At 46.1% G+C, this 24,817-nt stretch carries 20 protein-coding genes; 13 read left to right on the top strand and 7 right to left on the bottom strand.

Annotated elements, in window-relative coordinates:
• Positions 1-91 precede the first annotated feature (91 nt).
• The 3 genes from AC59GT_RS11300 to AC59GT_RS11290 all read right to left on the bottom strand — a co-directional run bounded on the left by AC59GT_RS11300 (position 92) and on the right by AC59GT_RS11290 (position 2,571).
• Positions 92-979: a class I SAM-dependent methyltransferase gene (locus AC59GT_RS11300; RefSeq protein WP_497237730.1), complete on the bottom strand. Its 888-nt coding sequence runs from the start codon at positions 977-979 to the stop codon at positions 92-94.
• A gap of 111 nt (positions 980-1,090) precedes the next feature.
• Positions 1,091-1,843: an ABC transporter ATP-binding protein gene (locus AC59GT_RS11295; protein WP_497237729.1), complete on the bottom strand. Its 753-nt coding sequence runs from the start codon at positions 1,841-1,843 to the stop codon at positions 1,091-1,093.
• On the bottom strand, positions 1,840-2,571 hold the full coding sequence (locus AC59GT_RS11290; RefSeq protein ID WP_497237728.1) for an MlaE family ABC transporter permease: 732 nt from the start codon (positions 2,569-2,571) through the stop codon (positions 1,840-1,842). Before AC59GT_RS11290 ends, AC59GT_RS11295 begins: the two co-directional genes overlap by 4 nt.
• Before the next feature lie 121 nt (positions 2,572-2,692).
• On the opposite strand from AC59GT_RS11290, the gene AC59GT_RS11285 reads away from it, so the two are divergent.
• The 6 genes from AC59GT_RS11285 to AC59GT_RS11260 all read left to right on the top strand — a co-directional run bounded on the left by AC59GT_RS11285 (position 2,693) and on the right by AC59GT_RS11260 (position 9,504).
• A complete protein-coding gene (locus AC59GT_RS11285) occupies positions 2,693-3,397 on the top strand; it encodes an SDR family oxidoreductase (RefSeq protein WP_497237727.1) in 705 nt (234 codons plus the stop codon).
• Between the two features lie 26 nt (positions 3,398-3,423).
• Positions 3,424-4,038 (top strand): PspC domain-containing protein, encoded by a 615-nt coding sequence (locus AC59GT_RS11280; RefSeq protein WP_497237726.1) that lies wholly within the window; start codon positions 3,424-3,426, stop codon positions 4,036-4,038.
• A gap of 2 nt (positions 4,039-4,040) precedes the next feature.
• On the top strand, positions 4,041-5,012 hold the full coding sequence (locus AC59GT_RS11275; RefSeq protein WP_497237725.1) for a toast rack family protein: 972 nt from the start codon (positions 4,041-4,043) through the stop codon (positions 5,010-5,012).
• Between the two features lie 67 nt (positions 5,013-5,079).
• On the top strand, positions 5,080-5,724 hold the full coding sequence (locus AC59GT_RS11270; RefSeq protein WP_497237724.1) for an RDD family protein: 645 nt from the start codon (positions 5,080-5,082) through the stop codon (positions 5,722-5,724).
• A 157-nt stretch (positions 5,725-5,881) separates the two neighbouring features.
• Entirely contained in the window at positions 5,882-6,838 is a 957-nt protein-coding gene (locus AC59GT_RS11265; protein WP_497237723.1) for a GLPGLI family protein, read from the top strand.
• A 14-nt stretch (positions 6,839-6,852) separates the two neighbouring features.
• Entirely contained in the window at positions 6,853-9,504 is a 2,652-nt protein-coding gene (locus AC59GT_RS11260; protein ID WP_497237722.1) for a TonB-dependent receptor, read from the top strand.
• A gap of 319 nt (positions 9,505-9,823) precedes the next feature.
• Here the strand turns inward: AC59GT_RS11260 and AC59GT_RS11255 are convergent, their stop codons facing one another.
• The 4 genes from AC59GT_RS11255 to AC59GT_RS11240 form a co-directional block, all read right to left on the bottom strand.
• Entirely contained in the window at positions 9,824-11,161 is a 1,338-nt protein-coding gene (locus AC59GT_RS11255; protein ID WP_497237721.1) for a TldD/PmbA family protein, read from the bottom strand.
• A gap of 2 nt (positions 11,162-11,163) precedes the next feature.
• Positions 11,164-12,798, bottom strand: coding sequence for a TldD/PmbA family protein (locus AC59GT_RS11250; protein WP_497237720.1), 1,635 nt, complete (start codon positions 12,796-12,798; stop codon positions 11,164-11,166).
• A gap of 71 nt (positions 12,799-12,869) precedes the next feature.
• Positions 12,870-13,493 (bottom strand): RDD family protein, encoded by a 624-nt coding sequence (locus AC59GT_RS11245; RefSeq protein ID WP_497237719.1) that lies wholly within the window; start codon positions 13,491-13,493, stop codon positions 12,870-12,872.
• Between the two features lie 60 nt (positions 13,494-13,553).
• Entirely contained in the window at positions 13,554-14,180 is a 627-nt protein-coding gene (locus AC59GT_RS11240; protein ID WP_497237718.1) for a DUF4159 domain-containing protein, read from the bottom strand.
• A 270-nt stretch (positions 14,181-14,450) separates the two neighbouring features.
• Here AC59GT_RS11240 and AC59GT_RS11235 point away from each other — a divergent pair, with 270 nt between their 5' ends.
• The 7 genes from AC59GT_RS11235 (at position 14,451) to AC59GT_RS11205 (ending at position 24,804) form a co-directional block, all read left to right on the top strand.
• Complete coding sequence (locus AC59GT_RS11235; RefSeq protein ID WP_497237717.1) at positions 14,451-15,446, top strand: AAA family ATPase; 996 nt, start codon at positions 14,451-14,453, stop codon at positions 15,444-15,446.
• Positions 15,447-15,486: 40 nt separating this feature from the next.
• Positions 15,487-16,368, top strand: a complete 882-nt coding sequence (locus AC59GT_RS11230) for a DUF58 domain-containing protein (protein WP_497237716.1) — start codon at positions 15,487-15,489, stop codon at positions 16,366-16,368.
• Between the two features lie 72 nt (positions 16,369-16,440).
• Entirely contained in the window at positions 16,441-17,922 is a 1,482-nt protein-coding gene (locus AC59GT_RS11225) for a BatA domain-containing protein (protein ID WP_497237715.1), read from the top strand.
• Positions 17,915-20,020: a hypothetical protein gene (locus AC59GT_RS11220; protein WP_497237714.1), complete on the top strand. Its 2,106-nt coding sequence runs from the start codon at positions 17,915-17,917 to the stop codon at positions 20,018-20,020. Before AC59GT_RS11225 ends, AC59GT_RS11220 begins: the two co-directional genes overlap by 8 nt.
• Positions 20,020-21,795, top strand: a complete 1,776-nt coding sequence (locus AC59GT_RS11215) for a hypothetical protein (protein ID WP_497237713.1) — start codon at positions 20,020-20,022, stop codon at positions 21,793-21,795. The genes AC59GT_RS11220 and AC59GT_RS11215 overlap by 1 nt, the downstream gene beginning before the upstream one ends.
• Positions 21,796-21,832: 37 nt before the next feature.
• A complete protein-coding gene (locus tag AC59GT_RS11210; RefSeq protein ID WP_497237712.1) occupies positions 21,833-23,470 on the top strand; it encodes a TldD/PmbA family protein in 1,638 nt (545 codons plus the stop codon).
• A 2-nt stretch (positions 23,471-23,472) separates the two neighbouring features.
• Positions 23,473-24,804 (top strand): TldD/PmbA family protein, encoded by a 1,332-nt coding sequence (locus AC59GT_RS11205; protein WP_497237711.1) that lies wholly within the window; start codon positions 23,473-23,475, stop codon positions 24,802-24,804.
• Positions 24,805-24,817: the final 13 nt, after the last annotated feature.

Below are 24,817 nucleotides of genomic sequence, written 5' to 3'. Positions count from 1 at the left end.
TAAAGTTGCTTAAGTTGAGGTATTAATAACCCGGTATGTTTTTCTGTTTAGCTAAATATTATTCTTGTAAAGATATAAATTGACCCGACTATCATGCCCTATTTTTATAAAATTTACCAAACACGCCTAGCGGTAATTTAGGGCCGGCAGTGGCTTGCAGGTACAGTTCACCAATCTCCAGGTTTTCCACTTTCGGGAATGCGCTTTTGATCAGGTTTTCTATGATCACACAGGAGAAACCAAGAGAGTAGGTGTTCAGTATCAAGAAATGTTCTTCGGGATCCAATAGCTGAATAACATCATGTATCATCTCGTTAATGTTATCTTCCAGCTTCCACTTTTCACCGTTAGGCCCATTGCCGTAAGCAGGTGGGTCAAGTATAATTCCGTTGTATTTTTTACCGCGTTTTACTTCGCGCTTTACAAACTTCAAAGCATCCTCTACCATCCAGCGGATATCTTTTAAACCACTTATCTCCTGGTTTTCGTTTGCCCAGGTGACCACTTGTTTAATTGAGTCTACGTGTGTGGTTTCGGCTCCCGCCGCATTTGCTATCAATGAAGCACCACCGGTATAGGCAAACAAGTTAAGCACCTTTGGAGCAGGCGTTTTAAACTTCTTAATGTTGCCGGATATATAATCCCAGTTAACAGCTTGCTCAGGGAAAATACCTACGTGTTTAAATGATGTGAGGCCCAACCGAAATTTTATAGCTGCATCTTTATTTTTGTATTCGATGTGCCAGCGGTCAGGCGTTTGCGGACTTTTCTTCAACCATTCGCCGGATGTTGCAGAACGACCTTTAAACTTAATATGGTGCAGCTTTTGCCATTCAGCTTCGCTTAAGGCTTTACTCCAAACAGCTTGTGGTTCTGGTCGTATGAGTATAGTGTTACCAAATCGCTCCAGCTTTTCAAAATCGCCGCAATCTATTAGTTCGTAATCTTTCCAGTGGGTTGGTGTAAGGAGTTGGATCATTGTTCAGTTTGCAGTTGCCGGTTTGCAGTTACGCTTTTGGCTCATTTAAAAGTGCAAATATAGCTAATCTTATATGATGCCTGTTGTAAACTGTATACCGCAAGTTTGAGGCTACAGCTTGCCTTTTGCAGCTTGCATAAACTTACTGGCGAATACAAAATCATTAAGCTCCTGGTTATCTGTTTTTGATATTTCTTGATTGCTGCCTTCCCACCACTTTTGCCCCTGGTGTAAAAATATGATGTGATCACCAATGCCCATTACGGAGTTCATATCGTGCGTAACTACTACAGTGGTCATGTTGTATTCAGATGTTAGATCATTGATCAGGTCATCTATCAGGATGGATGTCTTAGGATCCAAGCCAGAGTTAGGCTCATCCACAAAAAGGTACTTTGGCTGCATAGATATTGCCCGGGCTATACCTACACGCTTTTTCATACCGCCGGAAAGTTCAGCCGGGAAAAGCTTGTTCTTATCCTTAAGGTTTACGCGTTCAAGGCAAAAGTTTGCCCTGTCGCGCTTTTCTGCTGCTGATTGATTTGTGAAAAGATTAAGCGGAAACATGATGTTTTCCTCAACAGTCATGGAGTCAAACAGTGCCGAGTTCTGGAAGAGCATGCCAATTTGGGTACGTATAGGTACACGCTGCTCAAAGTCCATCTCGGTAAAGTTCTCGTCTTCAAAAAACACCTGGCCTTTAGTGGGTTCATGCAAACCTACAATGCACTTTAAAAGGGTGGTTTTACCTGATCCTGAACCACCAATAATAAGGTTGTTTTTACCCGTTTGGAAAGTAGCGGTGATGCCTTTAAGCACATCGTTATCACCAAAGGTTTTATAAATGTCTTTAACTTCTATCATAGCATCAACCTGGTGATCATCAAATCTGCAAATAAAACCATAACACAGCTGTATACTACGCCTCTTGTAGCCGACTGGCCTACCTCAAGCGCACCGCCCGATGTATAAAAGCCTTGATAAGCACATATTGAAGCTATAATAAAACCGAATGAAAAAGACTTGACTAATGCAACCTGTATGGTTAGCGGGTCAAAGCCATCATGAAGCCCCATTACATATTCAGCAGGTGCAATATCGCCGCTGAATACGCAGGCGAGATAACCGCCAAGCATACCCAGAACTATGGATAGAACAACTAATACCGGGAACATTACTATAGAGGCTAATATTTTAGGGGCAATAAGGTACCCCGGAGCATTTACGCCCATTATTTCTAATGCGTCTATCTGTTCAGTAACCCTCATGGTGCCAATTTGCGACGCAATGCTGGAACCAACACGGCCTGCAAGCACCAGAGCCGATATGGTCGGGCTAAACTCGAGAATGGTAGAGTCTCGCGCGATGCTGCCTGCGATACTTTTTGGTACCAGCGGGCTAGCCAGCTGAAACGCGACCTGTATGGTAGCTACCGCACCGATGAATACCGAAATAATAGATATGATACCTAATGAGCCTACACCTATAGAGACCATCTCGCGCATTACTTCTGCCCAGTAAACACTGAACTTCTCGGGCTTTTTAAAACTTAAACGAAGTAGAAGTATATATTTTCCTAAACTGTGGAACATCCTTGGAGGCTAAGTTGGGTTAAAAATACGGTTTTTAATTTTAAGCTTTACGGCTTGTTATAATTCAATTACTTTTAATAGCACACACGTTATTCACAGCAAAAACACATTATTTATCATCATGAAAAACGCATTAATAACCGGAGCAACAAAAGGCATGGGCCGTGCCACAGCCATCGCACTTGCTAAACAAGGATTAAACTTGTCAATTTGTTCTCGTAACGCGCAAGAATTATCAGATATTAAAGCCGAACTAAGGCAAATCGCTCCCCAAATACAAGTGTTTACCATGGTAGCAGACGTAAGTAAACGCGAAGATGTGAAAAACTTTGCCGAATTCACCGACAAAAACATGGGTTTTGTCGACATTTTAGTGAATAATGTAGGTATGTTCAAGCCTTCCTTTATACTGGAAGACAGCGAAGATTCTTTCCAAAAACAGATAGATACCAACCTTATGCCGGCCTATGAACTATATCGTTTCTTCGGTAAACGCATGGTTTCTGTCGGTAAAGGGCACATCTTCAATATTTGCTCTATAGCAGCCCTTGCACCCGTACCCGAGGCAGGGGTGTACACAGTAACAAAGTATGCGTTATTAGGTCTTAATAAGGTAATGAAACTCGAAATGCAGCCACATGGAGTAAAGGTTACCGCCATAATCCCGGGCTCGACATTAACAGACTCATGGCGCGGTGCTAATGTAGATAAGAACAGGATGGTTTTACCGGAGGATATAGCCGACGCAATCCTGACCATTTATAACATGAGCCCGGGTGCCAATGTTGATGAGATGATCGTTACACCGAAGTACGGACAGATCTAATTATTAACACTATAAAACTAAACAAAATGGAAAAGAAGCTCTATAGAAACGAACACAACAAGATGATAGGTGGTGTTTGTTCCGGCCTGGCCGATTATTTAAACATCGATGTAACTATTGTACGCCTGGTGTTCCTGGTGTTGTTCGTAACTCATGGAGCCGGCTTTTTAATGTACATCATCTTGCTAATAGCAATGCCTAAGCGCCCCTATGCTTATCAGGACCCCAACTTTAATCCGGGTGTAGATTACCGGGTACCACCGTTCCAACATTTTAGCGGAATGGGTACGCCGCCACCCTTTGATCCTAATTTCAAGGTGCCTTTTCAACCTAAAAAGCCTTCAAATGCCGGCATGGTGTTCGGCTGTATACTAATAGCACTTGGCTCATTATTCCTTGTGGACGAGCTAAACATTATTCCCGATTGGGATTTTGACAAACTTTGGCCTGTGTTGCTGGTAGTAGCTGGCATAGCAGTAATATATGGCGGCCAAAAAAAGCAGCCATGGGAAAAAGAAGGCTGGAACAAGACAGTTGAAACCGAAGTTCCTGCCGCAGGTGAGTCTACAGAAAAAGGCGCAGGTATTGACCTGAATAAAAAGAGCGAAGAACCTAACAACGATAACCCTACAACTATATAATCATGAAAAGTAACAAAATTATGCCGGGCATTATCCTGGTTTTAATAGGCGCAATATTCTTGTTGAATAATTATAACGTTATCGACTTTCACTGGGGAAACGTTATTTACCTCTGGCCTGTGTTCCTGATTATGGGCGGCGTTAATCTGGTGCTCGCAAACAACCACACCGTTTGGGCAGCGGTTGTTAAGGTGGCGGTAGTTATACTTGCATTTGGCCTGCTGATATTTGCTCCTGAGAGAAACCGTGTGTACTGGAACCATCATAACGGCAACTTTAATTTCAGCGATCATGATTCAGATGGAGATGATACCGCCAGCTCTAAAGGTGTAATTAAGGTGGAGGGAAGCAGTAAGTTTAATGAACCTTTCACCGCAGGCACAACTACCGCACGTTTAAATATTAATGGTGGCGCCTCTGTATTCGACTTAAAAGACACCACAAGCGAGCTGTTTTCTGCAGAGACCAAAGAGTTTGTTAACCGTTATGAGTACGTAAAAACCATGGACGGTAACATACCGGTAATAGATTTCAGAATGAAGAACAGGAAGAACAACAGCTTCAACTTCGACAGCGACAAAACAAACACCGCTTACCTGAAACTGAATACAACGCCGGAGTGGGAGATAAATATTAAAACAGGTGCCAGCGAAACCGACTTTGATCTGAGCAAATTCAAGGTGAAATCGCTTAATATCAACGGGGGCGCAGCATCTTACGACATCAAAATGGGAATGCCGCTTGCAACAACTAACATCGAGGTATCAACCGGTGTATCTGAGGTGCACATCCGCATACCAAAAGGTGCCGCTTGCCAGATCACCACACAATCAGGCCTGTCATCAAACGATTTTGACGAGTTCGATAAGAAAGAAGATAACCGTTGGGAAACCCCGGGTTTCGCCACAGCAACTAATAAAATGTACATTAAACTTAAGGGTGGAGTATCTGACTTTAACGTGAACAGGTACTAAACTTTACCCCACCTAACCTTAAAAGCCGGGAGAGGGCATAACAGTTAAATTGATTAGATTTGACCTTATGCAACCTTCCGGCTTTAACATTTCTGAACCCTCCATTGATACCTACATCCTTGTAGTTAATGGTAAGCCCGAAGGCCCTTATTCTATTGATGAGCTTAAGGCGCGTAAGGTCAAGCCTGTTGATTTTGTACGTAACGGCGTTATGGACGATTATAAAGAAGCTCATGAAGTTGCCGAACTGCGGCAGCTTTTCGGCTTTAAAAAGCAAGCGTTGCCGCTGCAGTACTTTGGTAGTTTCGATCAAAGGGCAATTGCTGCCGTGCTGGATTGGTTGATTGTTTCCGCCGGGTTTGTGTTTATCGCGTTTGCAGCCATGCTCATTATTCCTGATAAATTTATTAGAGCTGTTGTCACAATTGGTATTATAGCACTAATACCTATCGCCAAGATCATTTATAACACCAAAATGGAAAGCGGACCCAAGCAGGGGACCTATGGCAAACAACTGCTCGGCATCCGCGTGTGCGACATATATGGCGAACAAGTCAGTTCATCCAAAGCTCTGAGCCGAAATTTGGCTAAATACGTTTCTACCCTTACGCTGTTTATAGGTTATCTTATGTGCTTTTTTAACAAAAAGCAGCAATGCCTGCACGATCTGATGGCGGACACGCTGGTGATAAAAGGCCGGCTTGATGGCTAGTGTTCAAATAAACAGTTAAATTCTGATACAAGGTCTCACTGGACCATCTGTTAAAAACTGTTAAATTCTACGAAACTATCGTAGTTTAACTAATCGGATAGTTATATTTGATTGTCGTTAATGACTTTCAACCTTAATTCAACAATATCACTAAGAAATGAAAAAGTTAAACCTGTTCCTGATGTGCTGCTTTGCAGCGGTTATAGCAAAAGCACAAACACCTGAAATGGCTAAAGCAATTGTGCATTACAAATTTTTGCATGTGCGCGATACAACCATGCGCGATAAGCCCTACACCGAAAATATGGTGCTGTTTTTAGGAGAAACATCCAGTGCTTACAAAAGCTTTGATAAGAAAACTCAGGACGCCTTGATGCGGAAACAGCTGGAACAGCAAATAGCTGAGCAAAAGGGCAATGCTAATATGAATTTTAAGATAACCAATAACAAACCTACAACCCGGGCGGAAATATACCAGTTCCCTGCAGTGGGTAAACTAATGCGTAAGGAATCGCTGATTACGCCCTACCTGATAGAAGAAACAATGCCCGCCATTAATTGGAAAATAACAGCGGACACAGCTACTCTTGGTACGCTCAAGTGCCAAAAAGCAACGGGCCATTTTCGCGGCCGTGACTATACGGCTTGGTTTTGCCCGGAGCTGCCTTTCCGAGCAGGCCCGTGGAAACTCAATGGGCTGCCCGGATTGATTGTGGAAGCTTATGACGCTAAAAAAGAAGTTGAGTTTAAGTTTGATGGCTTAGAGCAGGTTGACGCAACAAAGCCAGTTGCCAAGGTAGCCGATCAGCCTTCGCCGACAGGCGCTATTATGAAGTTTAACGGCGATGAAGAGGGCGACCCTAATTTAATATCTGTGCCAACCAATGCCGTTAAAACTACCGAGAAGGAGTTTAACAAACTGCAGGATGCTATGCGTAAAGACCCGCAAGCTTTTATGGCAGCAATGGGCGGCGGTGCCGGTCCGGGTGGTAATATTGTGCGCTCCGGAGGTGGTGCAATAACGGGTGGACCGGTGCGTACGGTTATAAACGTTGGGCCGGGTATGGGTGGTCCTCAAATGAACAATCCAATAGAACTTCCCGAAAAGAAATGATACGGCTTTATAAAATGAGTGTAGTATACATTTTCTCCATGCTATGCTCCGGCTTTTGCCTGGCCCAAACCTTAAAAGGCACCGTTGCAGATAGCCTGGGGAAGCCGTTATCCTTTGCAAGTGTAAACCTTAAGGCGGGTAGCCTGATTGTTGCTTATACCAACACCAACAACAAAGGCACCTACAGCATTAATATTCCTGCTGATGCAGATAAGGCAAACTTGCTTATTGAGGCCAGCCACCTCGGCTACAAAAAGGATTTGCAAAAGGTAAGTGACTTTGCCGCCGCGTACAATTTTAAACTCAGCGGTGCTACCAATCAGTTGAAAACCGTGGTGGTAAAAGATAACAGACCTAACTTGCGGACGCATGGCGACACGCTCGACTATAAGGTTTCAGAGTTTTCTAGTCCTCAGGATAGAGTTATAGGTGATGTGATTAAAAAGCTGCCGGGTGTCACAGTTGATAAGGATGGTAAGATCAGTTATAACGGCAAAGCTATATCCAACTTTTACATAGGTGGTGATAACCTGCTTGACGACAAATACAACATTGCAACAAGTTCTATCCCGAACGGCGTTGTGGACAAGTTACAGGTGATAGAGAATCACCAACCTGTAAAAATGCTGCAAAATAAGGTGGTAAGCGACGATGTCGCTATGAATCTCACCATTAAAAAGGATGCAAAACTACAGTTGGTAGGGCAGGAGACTATTGGAGCCGGTTTGCCGGACAAGTATTACGCTGACCTGAATGCCATGATGTTTAAAGACAAGTACAAAGCTATCAATGCGCTAAAGGTAAATAATACCAGTCTTGATCTTGCTAATGATGTAATAGCCCACAACAGGGGAGGTTTTATGTCGCGACTGGACAATGATAAGCCCGGATCTGTTTTATCGCTTGGTACTGCCGGCGATCCTGACTTGCCAACAAACCGTTACCTGTTTAACCAGGCTGCTATGCTCAACCTGAATAACCTGGTGAACCTAAAGAACGACGTTCAACTACGCGCCAACGTATCTTACCTGCATGATACACAAAAGCAGAAGTATACCAAACTAAGCGAGTTTTACCTTCCTAATGGCACTGTACGCTACGCTGAGGTACAGGACAACCGGCAAAAGCCCGATCTGCTGCATAGCCTGTTCTCGCTTAACATCAACAAAAAAGAATACTATCTAAGCAACAATTTTGTAGCCGATTACGCCAAAAACACCGGTTACTCTGCACTTGTGACAAACGGTACTCCTGTGAACCAGGTATTGAAAGACAACTTGACGGATATCTCAAACGAGTTCAATTACATGAAGACTTTTAAAACCAACAATATAATTGAACTCTACAGTTACCTTAACCGATCTACCGAGCCTGAAAACCGCATAATAGAACCTGGCCTCAACCCGGATATATTTAACAACGGTGTTCCATACAAGCAATTAGTGCAAAATGTAAATATACCAACCTGGTTCACCAATAACTACCTTTCTTACAAGGTGCCGGGTAATAAGTTAACCCAAAGCTATAAGGCCGGCTTTATGCTACAATCACAAAACTTAACATCTAATTTGAGCCTTTTGCAGCAAAACAGTACAAGTGCTCTCCTGTCAGACAGTGCCGTGAACAACCTCGACTGGACTAAAAGAAAGTTGTATTCCGAAGCACGGTATGATATTCCCGGCAGTATACTTAAGCTTACGGTCATCCTTCCGGTTAATTACCTGAACATCGATTATAAAGACAGCTATTACGGTTTGAAGAAAAACCTCGAACGCCTTTACTTTAACCCGCGGCTGAGCATTAAGTATCAAACCGGTATAGAGGACTATATATCCGCAGGATACAATTTTAATAATGACGTTGGGAATATACAGGATGTATACCGTGGCTACATTCTACAGAACTACCGTGGTTTGTTTGCCAACAATGCCGACCTTACCGAACGCAAAACACAGTCGGCTTCTCTGGGCTACAACTATCGCAAGGCCATTTCGCTGTTCTTCTTTGGGGTGAGCGCATCTTACACGCACCAGGATGCTAACAGCATATCGTCAAGTATTGTTACAGATAACTTACAGCAGCGTATTGTATTACCTTACGATAACAACATTGATTCGTGGGCGGGCAACGGCGTGGTAAGCAAGTATGCCTTTAGCCTGCGTACCACCTTCAGCGCGGGGGTAAGCTATCAAACTACTAAGCTGAATCAAATACTTAATAATGTAGTGTTGCCTTACAAAACCATTTCTACAGGTGCTACATTCGGTGCCGATACCAGGTTGAGCAACAAGGTAAACTTTAGCTATAAAGCTGCCTATGACCGTACCAGTAGTAAATCAACAGTAACTGATTCTGAGAACAAATTTGAGCGAATTACACAGCAGGGATCAGTGAATTATAACATCAGCGATAATTTGTTCCTGAAGGTAGCAGGTGACCATTACTATACCCACCAGCAACGCGCAAATAACCTGGTGTACACGTTTGCCGATGCCAGCATAAGGTACAAGTTTAAAAAGGTTAAAGCTGATGTGGAGATAGGCGTGCAAAATCTTTTCAATACCAAAACATACAGCGCGTTGTACTTATCGGCAAATACGTTCACCTCCAGTTCTTACACTATACCCGGAAGGTTTTTCCTGGCAAAGTTCACGTTCAATATATAGCATCGGAAAGTACTATCGGTCTCCTGCGGATGTCCCGCTTAGAAAACGAGACACCCGGGACACCTTAAAGGTATAAGATGCTGTTTTGCAATGATTTAAGTACAACAAGCGGGACACTGCGGGACAGTGCAAAAAAACTGAAGTAATCCCCGTAAACTATTGAATAATAGCCCCTTGTGTTGATTTTTTAATCTTGCGGGAATTTGGCCGTGGGACACCCAGGAGCGCAGAGCTGGGACACTGAAGAAACGTTAATCCAAAAGGTCACGGAGCAATAAACTTCGTGACCTTTATAATTGGTAGGCTAAGCGCTTTATCCTTACACCGCGTCAGACAGGGATGTAAACGTAAATTCCCTTATGCGCATAGGTGGAATCATGGCGTTCTGACTGCTTTCGCCGCTTACTGTACGTTCTGTTTTGCCCAGTGCGTCCAGGTTGTTCAGCATAATAACCGGGCTCTCGTTAAAGCGAAGGTTTTTAATCGGGAACTTTATCTGGCCGTTCTCTATATAAAAAGTACCGTCGCGGGTTAGGCCGGTGAACAGCAGCGTTTGCGGGTCTACCGGGCGTATGTACCACAGGCGAGTCACTAATATTCCCTTTTCGGTGCCTTTTATCAGCTCATCAAGGGTTTGGGTGCCGCCTTCCATTATAAAGTTGCTTGGATAAGGTACTGGCTGTACTCCCTTTTTCTGAGCCCAAAAGCGTGAATAGTTAAAGTTCTTTACCACGCCTTTTTCTATCCAGCTCATCTTTTTAAGCGGTTGCCCGTCGCCGCTCCAGTTGGCAGTAGGCAGGTCCGGGTAAGATGGGTCCGAGTAGATGTTCACACGCTCATCAACCAGCTTTTCGCCTAAGCGTGTTTTACCGCCAGGCTTGCTTAAAAAGCTGCGGCCTTCATCTGCACTGCGTGCATCAAGCGAGCCATAAAGTTGCTCCAGCAGAACTATTCCAGCTGCAGGCTCCAGTATCACGGTGTATTTACCAGGTTCAATGGCCCGTGCGTTAGCCGCCCCGCTTGCCTTTTGCGCGGCAATTTTGGTGAACGCGGTCGTGTCCATTTTAGCTGCATCGTTATAACCTTTTGTAGAATACCCAGAACCCTGGCTGTCTGCCGTACGCAGCGTAACCGAAAAGTTGATGTCTGTAGATGTGTTATACGCAAACAGGCCTTTGGAATTCATCATAGCAGAAAAACCTGCGCTGTTTTGCAGGAAGCCGGCGGCAGTAAGCTTGTTTTGCTTGGCTACGTTTAGGCTTTGCTCTACCATGGTGGTGCGCTTTGCAGGCGTAATAGCTGCAGTAGCGGCAACAAACGTTGCCGCCGCAGGGCCATAGGTTTGCGGGCCAAGCATTGGCATATACTCCGGGTTCTCGGGTGCTAGCTGTGCTAGTTCTTCAGACCGCTTTACAGCTGCGGATATTGCCTCGTCTGTATATTCGTTCAGGGTAACAATGCCCAGCTTTTTGCCGAAAGCTGATGAGATAGCCATGCTTGATGAACTAAGCGAGCCGCTAGTTGATACCGAGTTACGCGCATAGCGGATGTTGGCCGAGTTGGAGCCGTTAATGCTAACTTCGCATTCGTCGGCTTTGGAGTAGCTCAGCGCTTTTTTAAGCAGCGCTTTGCATTCGTCTTCTGTAAATATAGCCATCTTTAAATCTTTCTTGCTGTGTTAATAACGTTTACGCCTTTAAACAATGCGGTTGACGAGCCGTGTGATACCGCGCTGGACTGCATAGGCTGCCCTTTACCGTCAAAAAAGGAGCCGCCCAGGCGGTAATCGCTCTTATCACAAACCGCCGCGCAGGAGTTCCAAAACTCCTGGGTGTTGGCCTGGTAGGCAACATCGTTAAGCATGCCGGTTATCTTTCCGTTCTTTATCTCGTAATAAAGCTGACCGCTGAACTGGAAGTTGTAGCGCTGCTGGTCGATAGAAAAAGAGCTATCGCCAATGATGTATATGCCGTTCTCCACATTCTTAATCATTTGGTTTACGCTTAGTGGCGTTTTACCCGGCTGTAATGATATGTTTGGCATGCGCTGGAACTGCACATCCTGCCAGCTTTGCGAGTAGCAGCAGCCTTGCGATTCTTTAAGGCCAATAATATGTGCCTGATCGCGTATGGCCTGGTAGTTCACCAGTACACCGTCTTTTATAATGTCCCACTGTTTGGTAGCAACGCCTTCGTCGTCGTAACCTACTGCGCCCAACGAGCCTGGCTGCAGTTTATCAGCCACAATGTTTACGTTCTTACTGCCGAAGTTGAATTTCTTCGATTCCCATTTATCCAGCGTCAGGAAGCTGGTTCCTGCAAAGTTGGCTTCGTAACCCAGCACGCGGTCCAGTTCGCTTGGGTGCCCAACAGATTCGTGGATGGTTAGCCACAGGTGGCTTGGGTCCAGCACCAAATCGTATTTGCCCGGCACTACACTCTTAGCCTTCAGCTTTTGTGCTGCCTGCAAAGCCGCGGCAGTGGCATCCTCGTGCATATCATAACGGTCGCGGTATAGGGTGGTCACACCATGTATCTTATCGCTTTCGCGCGGCACCAGGTATTCATATCCCATCCCGCGTGGTGCGCTTAAGCTGCTGCGGGTTTCAAACTTGCCGCTCTTCTCGTCAATTTTTGTTACGCCAAATACCGGCCACACACGGTGTATATCCTGATCGATGTATGACCCATCTGTACTGGCAAAATACTTCTGCTCATTAACAAAGAATAGGATAGAGTTTACGTAGTTGGCGCCGTTTTTAAACGCAGCATCGTTTACCGAAAGGAGTAGGTCTGTCTTCTCCTTCATAGGTACTTCAAAAGCGTTCTTTTCTATAGGTGTTTTCCAGCTTACCTCGCCATAGCCTTTTTGCGGGGCCAGCTGCACAGGCTCGCTTTGTATGCGCGAGTTCTCTTTAGCAATGGCAACAGCTGTTTCGGCTGCGCGTGCAATGCTGTCGTTATCCAGCTTGTCTGTAGCGGCAAAGCCCCAGCAACCGTTGGCAATAACGCGTATACCCATCCCGTACGATTCGGTATCTACAACATTCTCGATGTTTTTATCGCGGGTTACTACAAACTGGTTAAGGTAGCGGCCTATCCGGGCATCGGTATAGGTTGCTCCCTTTGCACGGGCGGCGTTCAGGGCAACATCGGCCATGCGTTTTTTAAGCGCCACATCCACATCCCTGAGTACGGTGCCGGGCACTCGTGGCGAGCCCATGGCCGTAAAATTGCTCAGCATAGATGCACTGATGCCCATGCCGGTGAGGTAAAGGAAATCTTTTCTTTTCAAAGTGATATGATTATTTGACTAATATAAACTATAAGTACATCAAAGTAGTAGCAGTACTTAATTTTTAACACCTAATTCCTGCGGATAACGTACGTTTTAGCGATTGAATCATGCCAGGCCTGGTTGTGGTCGTCCCATAATATACGCAGGAACCCTATCCCCAGCACAAGACTGGATAGTAACTTGCCCGCATTACGTGAGAAGGCCTTGCCAAATGTAAGCCGGTTGCCGTCAACGTCAACAACGGAGAGCTTGCATGCTACTTTACCAATACCGCCACGTAAGGTGGTAGCCTCGCAAACAGAATGGTAGATGATCATCAGGGCAACACCTATTATGTTATAAATTCCTTCGTTTGCTGCATTATCTTCTGCTGTTATAGTACCGCCGGCAAATGCTTTTATAGAAAAGTAGATAACGCCCAAAATTATGGCGATTATAATAATGATAATGTAATCGATAACGTAGGCCAGCAGCCGCCACCAGAAAGAAGCTAAATTTGCTTTTCTCGGGAGGTAAATACCACGGTTCTCAAAATAATAGGCGAACTCTGGCAGGTCAGACATGTCTTGCCAATCGTCTGCCAGGGGCGACAGGATGAGCGTGTTTACATCAAGGTCCATATCCATTAATTCATATTGGGTATATGGGCCTGTTTTTTCGTTATTGATAAGGAGGTAATAGCTATTGATCATTCCCGAAAGATAATGAATTTTAGAGTTAGCCAATAAGAGATTTAGCGTATAAGCGGCAGCTTAAAGGCTCATAGCGTAAACAATAATGTTCACACCAAACTTGGTATTATCCTCGGCCATAAAACGCTTATTTCGAAAGTCGTAATCCCACTCGCAACCATAATCTTTACTGCTATATAAAACGCCTATGCGGCCGTTTAGTTCAATGGCCTTCAGGTAGTCGTGAACCAGGTCATCGCCCCAGCCGTTCAGCTCAAAGGTGGTGGTAGGCGGGCCTTTATCAAAGCTGAAAAAGGAGTGGTAGAGTTTATGGTTGTTGGGTATCTTTTTTAATGCGGCGGGGCCAAATAAAGCTGCCATTTGTGCCTCGAATGATTTTGCAAAAAGCCCGTCAATATCGTGGTTGCAATCGTCTACAAACACAAAGCCGCCATTTTGCACATATTTCTTGAAGTTAGCTTTTTCAACCGTGTCAAATTGTACCAGCTTGTGGCCGCTGAGGTATAAGAAGGGATAGTTAAAGATGTCGTTACTGCTTAGTGGCACCACCTTCTCGTGCGGCTCTACGGCGATGGTGGTATACTCAATTAGAGAATTGAGCAAATTAGATGGCATCCGCTGATCGGTATCCCAATCCCCGCTATGGTAGCTTAACCTTGCAAAAATAAATTTAGACGCGTAACCCATCTGTTTTAAAACTCTAAAATTAGTACAAAATTTTATTCGGAGCAGTTGCCTGGTTAAACGGTCTTGTAAAGTTTTAGATACTTTATTGAATTTCTGTTAAAATACATGGTAATTAGTTAAAAGGGTAATATCTTGGACTCACATCCGGCTCAAGACAATTGTAGCTAGGGGGAGTTTATCTTGACCCTCTTTGCGCGTAGCGTAGAGAGGGTCGGCGAGCGAAGCAATGCCGGGGTGAGTAGAAGCTATTAATATAATTTAACCAACATATTGGAACTTACAGAAGCAAACATAAAGGCATTGCTTGCGAAGCTGCCACTGCTGAAAACAGAGATACAAAAGGTGATTGTAGGCCAGGATGCCATTCTGGACGAGTTGCTGGTAGCGTTCCTTGCAGGCGGACATTGCCTGTTGGAAGGTGTGCCCGGCCTGGCCAAAACGCTTATTGTAAAAACAATGTCGCAGGCGCTGCACCTGGCATTCAGGCGTATACAGTTCACGCCCGACCTGATGCCTACCGATATTATTGGAACCGAGATATTGGAAGAGGACCACGCAACAGGCAAACGCTTCTTCAAGTTTAACAAAGGGCCAATTTTTGCCAACATTATACTGGCAGATGAGATCAACAGGACCCCGCCTAAAACACAGTCGGCCCTGCTGGAAGCCATGCAGGAGTTTGAAGTGACCTACGGCGGCCAAACTTATCCGCTGGATAAGCCGTTCTTTATCCTCGCGACACAAAATCCCATCGAACAAGCCGGCACATACCCTTTACCAGAGGCGCAACTGGACAGGTTCCTGCTGCTGGTGAAGATAGGCTACCCTACCGAGCAGGAGGAGTTTGAGGTGTTAAACCGCACTACCGGTGCTAAGAAGAACGAGATTGAGGCGGTGATCACCGCTGAAGAAATAACACAGGCGCAGGCACTAGTAAGGCAGGTAACCATCAACGAAGATCTTACCCGCTATGTGAGCCACATCATCCGTGCTACCCGGCCAGATACCACCACTGTAGCATACATAAAGGAGTGGGTACGCTGGGGCGCTGGTCCGCGTGCGGGGCAGGCGCTGATACTTACCGCCAAAGCGCGTGCATTGCTCAAAGGCAGGTACACCGTGCTGATGGAAGACATTCATGCAATGGCGCCTGCAGTACTCAGGCACCGCATCCTGATGAACTTTAAAGCGGAAGCAGAGGGTATTACATCTGACAAAGTAACGGCAGAACTGATAAGAGTTATCAAGAGGAAAGGTTCTTTGTAACTGCTACGGATAACATTGTATTTCTGAAATCGTAATTCTCATGCTTGATCCGAAAACATTAATGACCATTAAGGATTTGCCGTTGCTGGCGAAAACGGTTATTGATGGATTTATGAACGGGTTCAACAAAAGCTCAGTTAAAGGCCCCGGCCTGGAGTTTAGCCAATACCGCAGCTATCAGCCGGGCGATGACCTGCGCTGGCTGGACTGGAAAATGTTTGCCCGCAGCGACAGGTATTACATCCGCGAGTCGGAAGTAGAGACCAGTATTTCCGTGCGTTTCCTGGTAGATGCCAGCGCCTCAATGGATCATGTGGACAGCAATGGCGTACAAAAGATTGATTATGCTCGGTTCCTAACGGCTTCGCTGGCTTACCTGGCCAATTTGCAGGGAGATTCGGTTGCGCTGAATGTGTTTAAAGATGGCGGGTTATTTTCACTGCCCTCCAAAGCCGACCCTCAGCATTTACAAAGGCTGTTTTACCATTTGGAGCAGGTAAGTCCGGCTGGTGTGTTTACCAAACCGGTTCATTATAAAGAATTGTTTGCTGGCAATGGGCGTAAGGAGCTGCTGGTTTTTGTTACTGATATGTACCAGGTGAATGGCGAGATAAGCACTTTGCTTGATTCGCTTGCCGCCCTCAGGCATGAGGTGATTGTATTTCATTTAATGGGGCAGAACGAACTAGACATGGATTTTGAAGGTTACAGCACTCTGGAAGACCTGGAAACCGGTGAATTAGTGCAGGTAAACACCCGCACAGCGCAAGCCGAATATAAGCAGCGCCTGCAAAACTATATTTCCAGCGTTCGGCTTAGCCTTGCCGGTAAGCACATTGCCTACCGGATGGTAAGCACCGGCCAACCGCTGGATGAAGCATTGCGAGAGTTCTTGGTGCAACGTAAGAAAGGGTTTATTTAAGTCGGGATGTCCGTAAGTCAGAAAGTCTAAAGTTTTAAGTCGCGAGTTTATCATTAACTACTAACCATCATCATGTTCCTTTCCCTCATATGGTTTTTTGCACTGGCTGCACTCAGCATCCCGGTGGCAATACACCTGTGGAGCATCCGCCCTGGCAAAACGCTTAAAGTAGGCAGCATATCGCTTATTACAGAAGCATCTAAAAGCACCCGCCGCAGCTTCAAACTGCTGGATATCTTGTTACTGATACTACGTTGTTTACTATTGGTGTTGCTTGCCGTTTTCCTTGCGCAACCAATTTGGAAAAACAACTCTCCGGCAAAGCAGGCAAAAGGCTGGGTGCTGGTACCTTATGCAAACTTCAACGAAACCTATCAGCACTTTAAGCCCAGTGTAGATTCTTTACTGCCGAAAGGCTACGAACTGCACTTTTTTCATAAAGACTTTGCTAAGCCCGATCTAAAGAAAACGCCAATTGCGAAATTGGTATCTGACAGTATAAAAGACGATGGCAGTCTTAACTATTGGGAGCTCATTAACCTGGCTGGGTCACGTGTACCTGCAGGTTTGCCGGTGTATGTGTTCACTTCAAACAGCGCACAACATTTTAGAGGACAAAAACCAGCAACGGCATTGCGTTTGAACTTGAGAACCTACACTCAAAAGGATTCTACAGCTCGCTTTATTTCCGGCGCATGGCTGAACAAAGAGGGTAACATTATGGTATCTGAAGGCAACAGTTCGCCAACCGGAACTACCTACACGTCACGCGTTGTTAAACCCGGTGGCGATGGGCAAATACAGGTCAGCATAAACAATGGCAAGTCTTTAATTTCTTTAAAAAATACCCAGCAGGAAGCCGTAATTGTGGATACATCGACGCTGCATATTGCGATCTATGCCGGCGAGAACACGCTTGATGCAAAATATCTGAAAGCTGCGCTTGATGCTGCTGTGAACTTTGCCGGGAGAAAGGCGGTAGTAAAAACGTATAATGAAGCAAGTTTTATACCTTCTGCACAAACATGGCTGTTCTGGTTATCTGCACAGCAGATCAACGGCGCGTTAATGAATAGGGCCGCCAACGTTTTCAAGTACCAGGCTAGTAAGCCGATAGATGTTGCTACAAAACTTTACCCCGGCGGGACGAAAATCAACAAGTTGATCACGCCAAAGCAAACAGGCGAATCGGTGTGGACGGATGGTTATGGCAATGGAGTGTTAAGCCGGGTAAAACAACGTAAGACCAACGTCTACACTTTTAGCAGCCATTTTAACCCGTCGTGGGGCGACCTCGTTTGGAACGATGCTTTTCCTAAACAAATTTTAGCTTTACTAACTGGCGAGAATAGTCAGGTACCTGCAAAATACGACCGTCGCATACTCAGCAATCAGCAACTACAGCCGGATTCTACATCAGATAGTTCCGCGCCGATATCATCTACTAAAGAACTTCCGGTAGATATCTCCTGGTACTTTTGGCTGGCGCTTGTGGTGGTATTGCTGGCAGAGCGTATTGTTGCTTACAAAACCAAACAGGCAAAAAATGGCTGAGCAGGGCATACATATTATACGTAACCTGCGCAGGCGCTATGTGGTTTACTACATACTTGCCGATGTGGTGCTGGCTGCCGCCGTTACTTTGGCAGCAGGGGCGTTGTTCTATTTGCTTGCATTCTCGGTGTTGTGGTTATCGGTTGTATTTGCGGTGGTGCTGTCGGTGCTTTTGTCGGTCCATCAGCCGTGGTTAGTGGGTTACGAAAAAATAGCCGCGTTCCTGGATAAGGAGTTTCCGCAATTGCAGGAAAGTACAGCCCTGATGCTATTGCCATCGGGAGAGCTAAACATGCTGCAAAGCCTTGCCCGCTCTAGGGCCGAGTCTGTGCTTTTAGACTTGAAGGTAGGGTCGGGGTACTTTGCCGGGAGATTGATGAAAGCTCTTATTCTACTACTTATTTCCGCAGCCTTTTACATCGGAACAAATAGATTTTACACGCACATCGTGCAAAGATCTTCAAATATCGCAGCAGATGGCAAGCCTATGCCGCCTGAGAAGATACTGCCGCAAATAGACGAAGTGCAACTAACCATTACACCGCCTGCTTACACCGGTAAAGCACTGCGTAGGCAGGATAAATTCAACCTTTCCGTTGAAGAAGGCGCTGCCGTAGCCTGGCATATCAGCACCAACGTGCTCATCAGGAATGCTTACCTTTTATTTAATAACAAGGAGCGGGTCAGTTTAAAAAGTAAGGATGGCAGGGAATGGTCAGCACAAAAGGTCATTAATACCTCTGGCTTTTACCAGGTGAGTATCAATGGTAAACTGTCAGACCTTTACCAGGTTCAGGCCATTAAAGATGCTGTGCCGGTGGTTCATGTAAAAACGCCCAAGCAGTACACTTATATAGATGCCGGTGAGCAGCAGCAGGTAAATATCAACGCCTCCTTAACGGACGATTATGGCGTAGCCGGTGCGCAAATTATCGCTACCGTGGCAAAAGGCCGGGGAGAAGGCGTAAAATTTAAAGAGTACAAATTAGCCTTTAACAATAACTTCAGCTCGCATTTACCACAGTATACCGCTCAAAAGCTGGTTCAGCTAAAGCCACTTAACATGGAGCCCGGCGATGAGCTCTACTTTTACGTTAAAGCGCAGGACACCCACAATCAGGAAACGCGCACCGATGTGTTTACTGTAGTGCTGCAGGATACAGCCGAGCTGTTAAGCATGGATGGGATTGTCACCGGCGCAAGCCTGAAACCTGAATTCTTCCGCAGCGAACGGCAGATCATTATAGACGCGGAAAAGCTGATTAAGGACAGGGATACTATCAGCGCGGAAAAATTTAATGCTCGGAGCAATGACCTCGGCATAGACCAAAAGTTGCTTCGCCTGCGCTATGGTAAGTTTTTAGGTGAAGAGGACGAAGTGGTAGAAGGACCAAAAGGCAACGACAATCTTTCGGCGCCGGAAGATTTTAGTAATGGAGCAAAGATATTAAAGGAGTATACCGATGATCACGACAAGGCTGAGGATGCCCAGTTTTTTGAGCCGGCAGTAAAGGCACAATTAAAGGCAACCCTCACAGAGATGTGGAAAGCCGAGCTGCAGTTGCGTTTGTACAAGCCTCAAGCTGCGTTGCCATTCGCCTACAAGGCGCTCCGCCTGCTGAAGGACCTCCAGCAAAAGTCGCGTTCATTTGTGGCTAAAACATCTTATAACCCACCGCCGCTAAAACCCGAAAAGCGCTTTAGCGGAGAGTTGGATAAAGTTTTACAACCGATGAACAAGGAAGCTGTTAAACCGCCTGCCGACCGGTTACTCGCCCTAAAAAACGCTATTGCGGTGCTGGAGCAATTAAAGCAGCATACGGTTATTACAGCTAGTCAAAAAGGTGTATTACAAGCCGGCTATCAGCAATTAGCAACTGTAGCCTCTGGTTCGCCGGGTGCGTATTTGCCAGGCCTGAATGCTGTAAGGCGATTGCTGTCCGCAAAGGGTGCAGATATCCTGGATGTAAACGTGGCAGAGCAAGCCATACAAAGGACGCTTACACCTGTAAAAGCTACTCCTGCACCCGTAGAACAGGCGGATGATATGGGCTTGTCACGCAGTTACTATAAACAACTAAAAAGCAAAAGGCAATAATGGCAGGGCAGTGGACATATATTGTAATTGGCGTTTGTGTATTGCTTACTATAGTATTGCTTTGGCTGGAAGTAAAACGTGCCAACGGCGCCCGGTTAGTATGGCGCATAATTGCCGTTTTTGTGGCTACCCTGGCACTTGCCTGCATTGCACTGCCGTTACGCTACCAAGGTGATTCCATGAAAGAAACAGGTAAAGTTATACTGCTTACGGAAGGTTTCGCTACGGACAGCCTTGAGGCTCAGTCGGGAGCGCCCGTTTATACATTAGATAAGAACATCAAGGCGGCGTATAATAAAGCAGCACTGCTAAGTGGGATAAGTCAACTTACAGACACCCTGCATGGCGCTGAGTTGCATATTTATGGAACTGGCCTGCATCAATATGATCTTGATGAACTTGATAATGTGCCGGTTGTATTTCATCAATCGGGAATGATTCAGGGCGTTGTCTCAGTCAACTGGCCCAGGCATCTTAAAGCCGGAGAGCCATTACTGGTGCAGGGGCGTTTTCGGAATTCAGCATCAGGACAGGTAACGCTAATACTTAAAGGGCTGAACACAGTTGCGGCAAATCAGACCATAGATAAGGAAGGAGTTTCTAATTTTGAATTATCAACGGTTCCTAAAACAACCGGAAGGCTGGTGTACACATTACAGATAGTAGCAGATAACGACACCCTAACCGCCGGAGAATTGCCTTTTGAGGTAGAGCCCGTAAAACCACTCAACATATTAATGCTTTCTGCATCGCCGGATTTCGAAACAAGGTTTCTTAAGAACTGGTTGAGCGAACAGGGGTATGGCCTTGCTGTACGGTCGGTCATCAGTAAAGAAAAGATCAGCAGCGCGTACATCAATATGCCACAGATTAGCCTGGACCGACTTACTGCCGGCACCCTGAAAAAATTTGATGTGGTTATTGGTGATCTTTCGTCATTTAACAGCCTCAACGATGGTGAAAACGCGGCATTGAAGCAAGCCATTATGGATAACGGTACCGGTATTGTCGCACGGTTCGACAGTACTGCCAAAGTAAGCTGGCTTCAACAAAAGTTCCAGGTAGGGAAGAGCGTAACCACTTTAACTACATCATCTGTAATTATTGGAGCAAATCGGTCAGCTTCCATTAAACTTAATACAGGAAGCTTGCATATCCGGCGTATTGAAGACACGCAGCCCCTGGTCATAAATTCTAATGCCGGCTTATTGGCAGCAAGTACATTAATTGGCACCGGGAAAGAAGTTTTTACCACCCTCAATAATACTTATAGTTGGGCATTGGCCGGCGAGCAAAAGGACTACTCAGCCTTTTGGTCGGCACTTATCAGCAACGCTGCAAAAAAAGCAAACACGACGTACCCGTATATCGATCAAACAGCAATTAGCTATAGCAATGAACCTGCAGAACTGCTCTTGACAAAGGCGCGCGTCGGGAGTTTTAAGGTTGATGGTGTGCCTGTTCCTCTTCAGCAGCATATGGCAATTCCTTTTCAATGGAGCGCACGGTACTGGCCTGCGTCCGCGGGGTGGCACCAGGCAGATATAGACGGCCTTAAAAGTTGGTTGTACACTTATGAAGCTAAATCGTGGCCGGGCGTTGCGGCGGCTGAGCGGACACGGGGTACATCCCGATATGCATCTGAACATACGGCTGTAAACCGTGTAACAAAACAGATACAGCAAAAAATTTGGATACAGGTGCCGAAAGTATATTTTTATATCCTGCTACTTGCGGCATGCACTTTCCTGTGGATAGAAAACAAGTTTTCATGATAGATACATCAAAGCATAAACAAACGGAGGAACAACGTTGAGAAGAAGAGATTTTATTTACCTGACCGGGCTTGGCGCAGGCGCTATTGCGCTGCCAAACCTGTCGGCATTTGGCCGGGAGATAGATGCACAGCAGGCGCTGGAGTATGTAGACCCCAAGATTAAAAAGGTACTGGCGGATGCCGGCCTTAATGCGGCTAAGAGCGCAGGCGCCAGCTACGCCGATGTGCGTATTGGCCGCTACCTTAACCAGTTCGTAATCACCAGGGAGAACCGCGTGCTTAACGTTGCCAATACCGAATCATACGGGGTAGGCATACGTGTTATCGCTAATGGTTGCTGGGGCTTTGCCGCTACCAACGAGGTAACAAAAGAAGGTATAGCTAAAACAGCGCAGCGTGCTGTTGCTGTTGCCAAGGCTAACGCTAAACTGGGCAGCGCGCCTGTGCAACTGGCACCGCAAAAAGGCTACGGTGAGGTTAGCTGGAAAACACCTATAGAGAAGAACGCTTTTGAAGTGCCAATCAAAGAAAAGGTGGACCTGCTTTTAGGCGCTAACGGCGCAGCAATGGCGGGCGGAGCAAACTTTGTAAACTCCAACATCTTTGCTGTAAACGAGCAGAAGTATTTCGCATCTACAGATGGCTCTTATATAGACCAGGACATCCATCGCATTTTTCCAAGCTTTACCGTAACCAAGATAGATTCTGCTAAAGGTTCTTTTGAAACACGCGGTGCCCTTAGCTCACCGGTTGGTATGGGTTATGAGTACCTGATACCAAAAGCATCTGAGACGGTGCAGGGCATTACCCCGCGTTACAAGCAGCGTTACGACATGCTGGAAGATATTAAGTTTGCCACTAAGCAGGCAGGAGAAAAGATCGCTTCCAAGTCGGTAGATCCGGGCAAGTACGATCTGGTGCTGGATCCAAGCCACTTGTGGCTCACTATACATGAGTCAGTAGGTCACCCTACTGAGCTGGATCGTGTGCTTGGTTACGAGGCAAACTATGCAGGTACCAGCTTCCTTACACTTGATAAATGGAAGTCTGGCAATTTCAAGTTTGGTAGCGATAAGGTAAACGTTGTTGGCGATAAGCTGCAGCCGGGTTCACTTGGCGCGGTAGGTTACGACGACGAAGGTGTGGCCACCAAAAAGTGGGACATCATCAAAGACGGTGTGCTGGTGAATTACCAGGCCACTCGCGACCAGGCACATATTATTGGCCTTAAAGAATCGCAGGGCTGCAGTTACGCACAAAGCTGGCAGGACGTACAGTTCCAGCGTATGCCTAACGTATCATTACAGCCGGGTAAAACCCCGTTGAGTGTGGATGACATGATCAAGAACGTAGAAAAAGGTATCTATATCATAGGTAACGGCTCATTCTCTATAGATCAGCAACGCTACAACTTCCAGTTTGGCGGCCAGTTGTTTTACGAGATAACTAACGGTAAGATCACCGGTATGCTTAACGATGTAGCCTACCAGGCCAACACCCGCGAGTTCTGGAATTCGTGCTCTGCCGTTTGTGATGAACGCGATTACCGTTTAGGCGGATCATTTAACGATGGTAAGGGACAGCCAAGCCAAAGCAGCGCGGTATCGCACGGTTCGTCTACAACAAGGTTCAACGGCGTTAACGTCATCAATACAAAAAGAAAGATCGGATAATTATGGCGATATATACAAAAGAACAGGCACAAGCTTTATTAAAGAAAGTGCTTAGCTATTCAAAAGCCGATGAGTGCGAAGTAAGCCTAGGCGGCAGCGAAGGTGGTAACGTTCGTTACGCCTTGAACGCGGTGTCGACAGCGGGAGACATCAGCAGTGTTGGTTTAGCTGTTACATCGGTTTACGGCAAAAAGGCGGGCTCGGCAACCATAAATGAGTTTGATGATGCAGCTTTGGAACGCGTGGTGCGCCGCTCAGAAGAACTGGCGCAGCTAGCACCGGAGAACCCCGAGTACATGCCAATGCTTGGCCAGTCAGAATTTAAAGAAGCAATAACTTACAACGCCAATACAGCCGCCATGACGCCGGAAAGCCGTGCCGAAATGGTAGGCAAAAGCCTGGCGGTGACCAAAGCCGCTAACCTGAACGCTGCAGGCTTTTTGGAAAACTCTACCGGCTTTAACGCGGTGATGAACTCTAAGGGATTGTTCGCTTACAATAAAAGCAGCGATGTTACCTTTTCGGTAACCACCCGTGACGAGGCCGGCACAGTGTCGGGCTATGCAGCCCGGGGTTTTACCGATGTCAGCAAACTGGATACCGCTGCTGCAACACGTGTAGCCACCATGAAAGCTAATGCATCTAAAGGTGCTCGTGCTATAGAACCTGGTAAATACACCGTGATACTGGAGCCTGTGGCTGCCACTTATATGCTGGAGAACATGTTCCGTTTTGATGCGCGTAGCGCGGAAGAAGGGCGCAGCTTTTTGAGCAAGAAGGGTGGAGGTACACGCCTTGGCGAACAACTGATGGACCCTAAAGTAACCATATATTCGGATCCGTTTAACGCAGACCTGCCCGGCTCTACCTGGGGCGGTGATGGCCTGCCGCGTGAGAAGACCATTTGGATAGACAAAGGTGTGGTAAAAAATCTTTCTTATTCCCGTTATTGGGCACAAAAGAAGGGTGTAGCACCTGTTCCCGGCCCTACTAATATTATTATGGAAGGCGGCGATGCCACGCTTGAAGACCTGATCAAAAGTACTGAACGCGGCATCCTGGTATCCAGATTGTGGTACATCCGTATGGTGGATCCACAGTCGTTACTGCTTACAGGCCTTACACGTGACGGTACATTCTATATTGAGAACGGTAAGATCAAGTTCCCGGTTAAGAATTTCCGTTTTAACGAAAGTCCGGTGATCATGCTGAACAACCTGGAAGCCCTGGGTAAACAGGAACGAAGCATCAGCGTAGAAAGCTACCGCAGCTACCTCATCCCGCCAATGAAGATAAGGGACTTCACTTTCAGCTCCCTGTCAGACGCTGTATAAAAAACAAAATCCC

It is taken from the genome of Mucilaginibacter sp. 320_HR, assembly GCF_059691875.1.
Note: the sequence above shows the minus strand (reverse complement) of the source record. Positions and strands in the feature narration are given on the sequence as shown.

Excerpts from the sequence above, each read along its gene's own strand:
- AC59GT_RS11275 (WP_497237725.1), top strand. The coding sequence starts at position 4,041 with ATGAAAAGTAACAAAATTATGCCGGGCATTATCCTGGTTTTAATAGGC.
- AC59GT_RS11230 (WP_497237716.1), top strand. The coding sequence starts at position 15,487 with ATGCTTGATCCGAAAACATTAATGACCATTAAGGATTTGCCGTTGCTG.
- AC59GT_RS11290 (WP_497237728.1), bottom strand. The coding sequence starts at position 2,571 with ATGTTCCACAGTTTAGGAAAATATATACTTCTACTTCGTTTAAGTTTT.
- AC59GT_RS11220 (WP_497237714.1), top strand. The coding sequence starts at position 17,915 with ATGGCTGAGCAGGGCATACATATTATACGTAACCTGCGCAGGCGCTAT.
- AC59GT_RS11295 (WP_497237729.1), bottom strand. The coding sequence starts at position 1,843 with ATGATAGAAGTTAAAGACATTTATAAAACCTTTGGTGATAACGATGTG.
- AC59GT_RS11225 (WP_497237715.1), top strand. The coding sequence starts at position 16,441 with ATGTTCCTTTCCCTCATATGGTTTTTTGCACTGGCTGCACTCAGCATC.
- AC59GT_RS11270 (WP_497237724.1), top strand. The coding sequence starts at position 5,080 with ATGCAACCTTCCGGCTTTAACATTTCTGAACCCTCCATTGATACCTAC.
- AC59GT_RS11265 (WP_497237723.1), top strand. The coding sequence starts at position 5,882 with ATGAAAAAGTTAAACCTGTTCCTGATGTGCTGCTTTGCAGCGGTTATA.
- AC59GT_RS11260 (WP_497237722.1), top strand. The coding sequence starts at position 6,853 with ATGAGTGTAGTATACATTTTCTCCATGCTATGCTCCGGCTTTTGCCTG.
- AC59GT_RS11280 (WP_497237726.1), top strand. The coding sequence starts at position 3,424 with ATGGAAAAGAAGCTCTATAGAAACGAACACAACAAGATGATAGGTGGT.
- AC59GT_RS11205 (WP_497237711.1), top strand. The coding sequence starts at position 23,473 with ATGGCGATATATACAAAAGAACAGGCACAAGCTTTATTAAAGAAAGTG.
- AC59GT_RS11285 (WP_497237727.1), top strand. The coding sequence starts at position 2,693 with ATGAAAAACGCATTAATAACCGGAGCAACAAAAGGCATGGGCCGTGCC.
- AC59GT_RS11215 (WP_497237713.1), top strand. The coding sequence starts at position 20,020 with ATGGCAGGGCAGTGGACATATATTGTAATTGGCGTTTGTGTATTGCTT.
- AC59GT_RS11240 (WP_497237718.1), bottom strand. The coding sequence starts at position 14,180 with ATGGGTTACGCGTCTAAATTTATTTTTGCAAGGTTAAGCTACCATAGC.
- AC59GT_RS11245 (WP_497237719.1), bottom strand. The coding sequence starts at position 13,493 with ATGATCAATAGCTATTACCTCCTTATCAATAACGAAAAAACAGGCCCA.
- AC59GT_RS11255 (WP_497237721.1), bottom strand. The coding sequence starts at position 11,161 with ATGGCTATATTTACAGAAGACGAATGCAAAGCGCTGCTTAAAAAAGCG.
- AC59GT_RS11300 (WP_497237730.1), bottom strand. The coding sequence starts at position 979 with ATGATCCAACTCCTTACACCAACCCACTGGAAAGATTACGAACTAATA.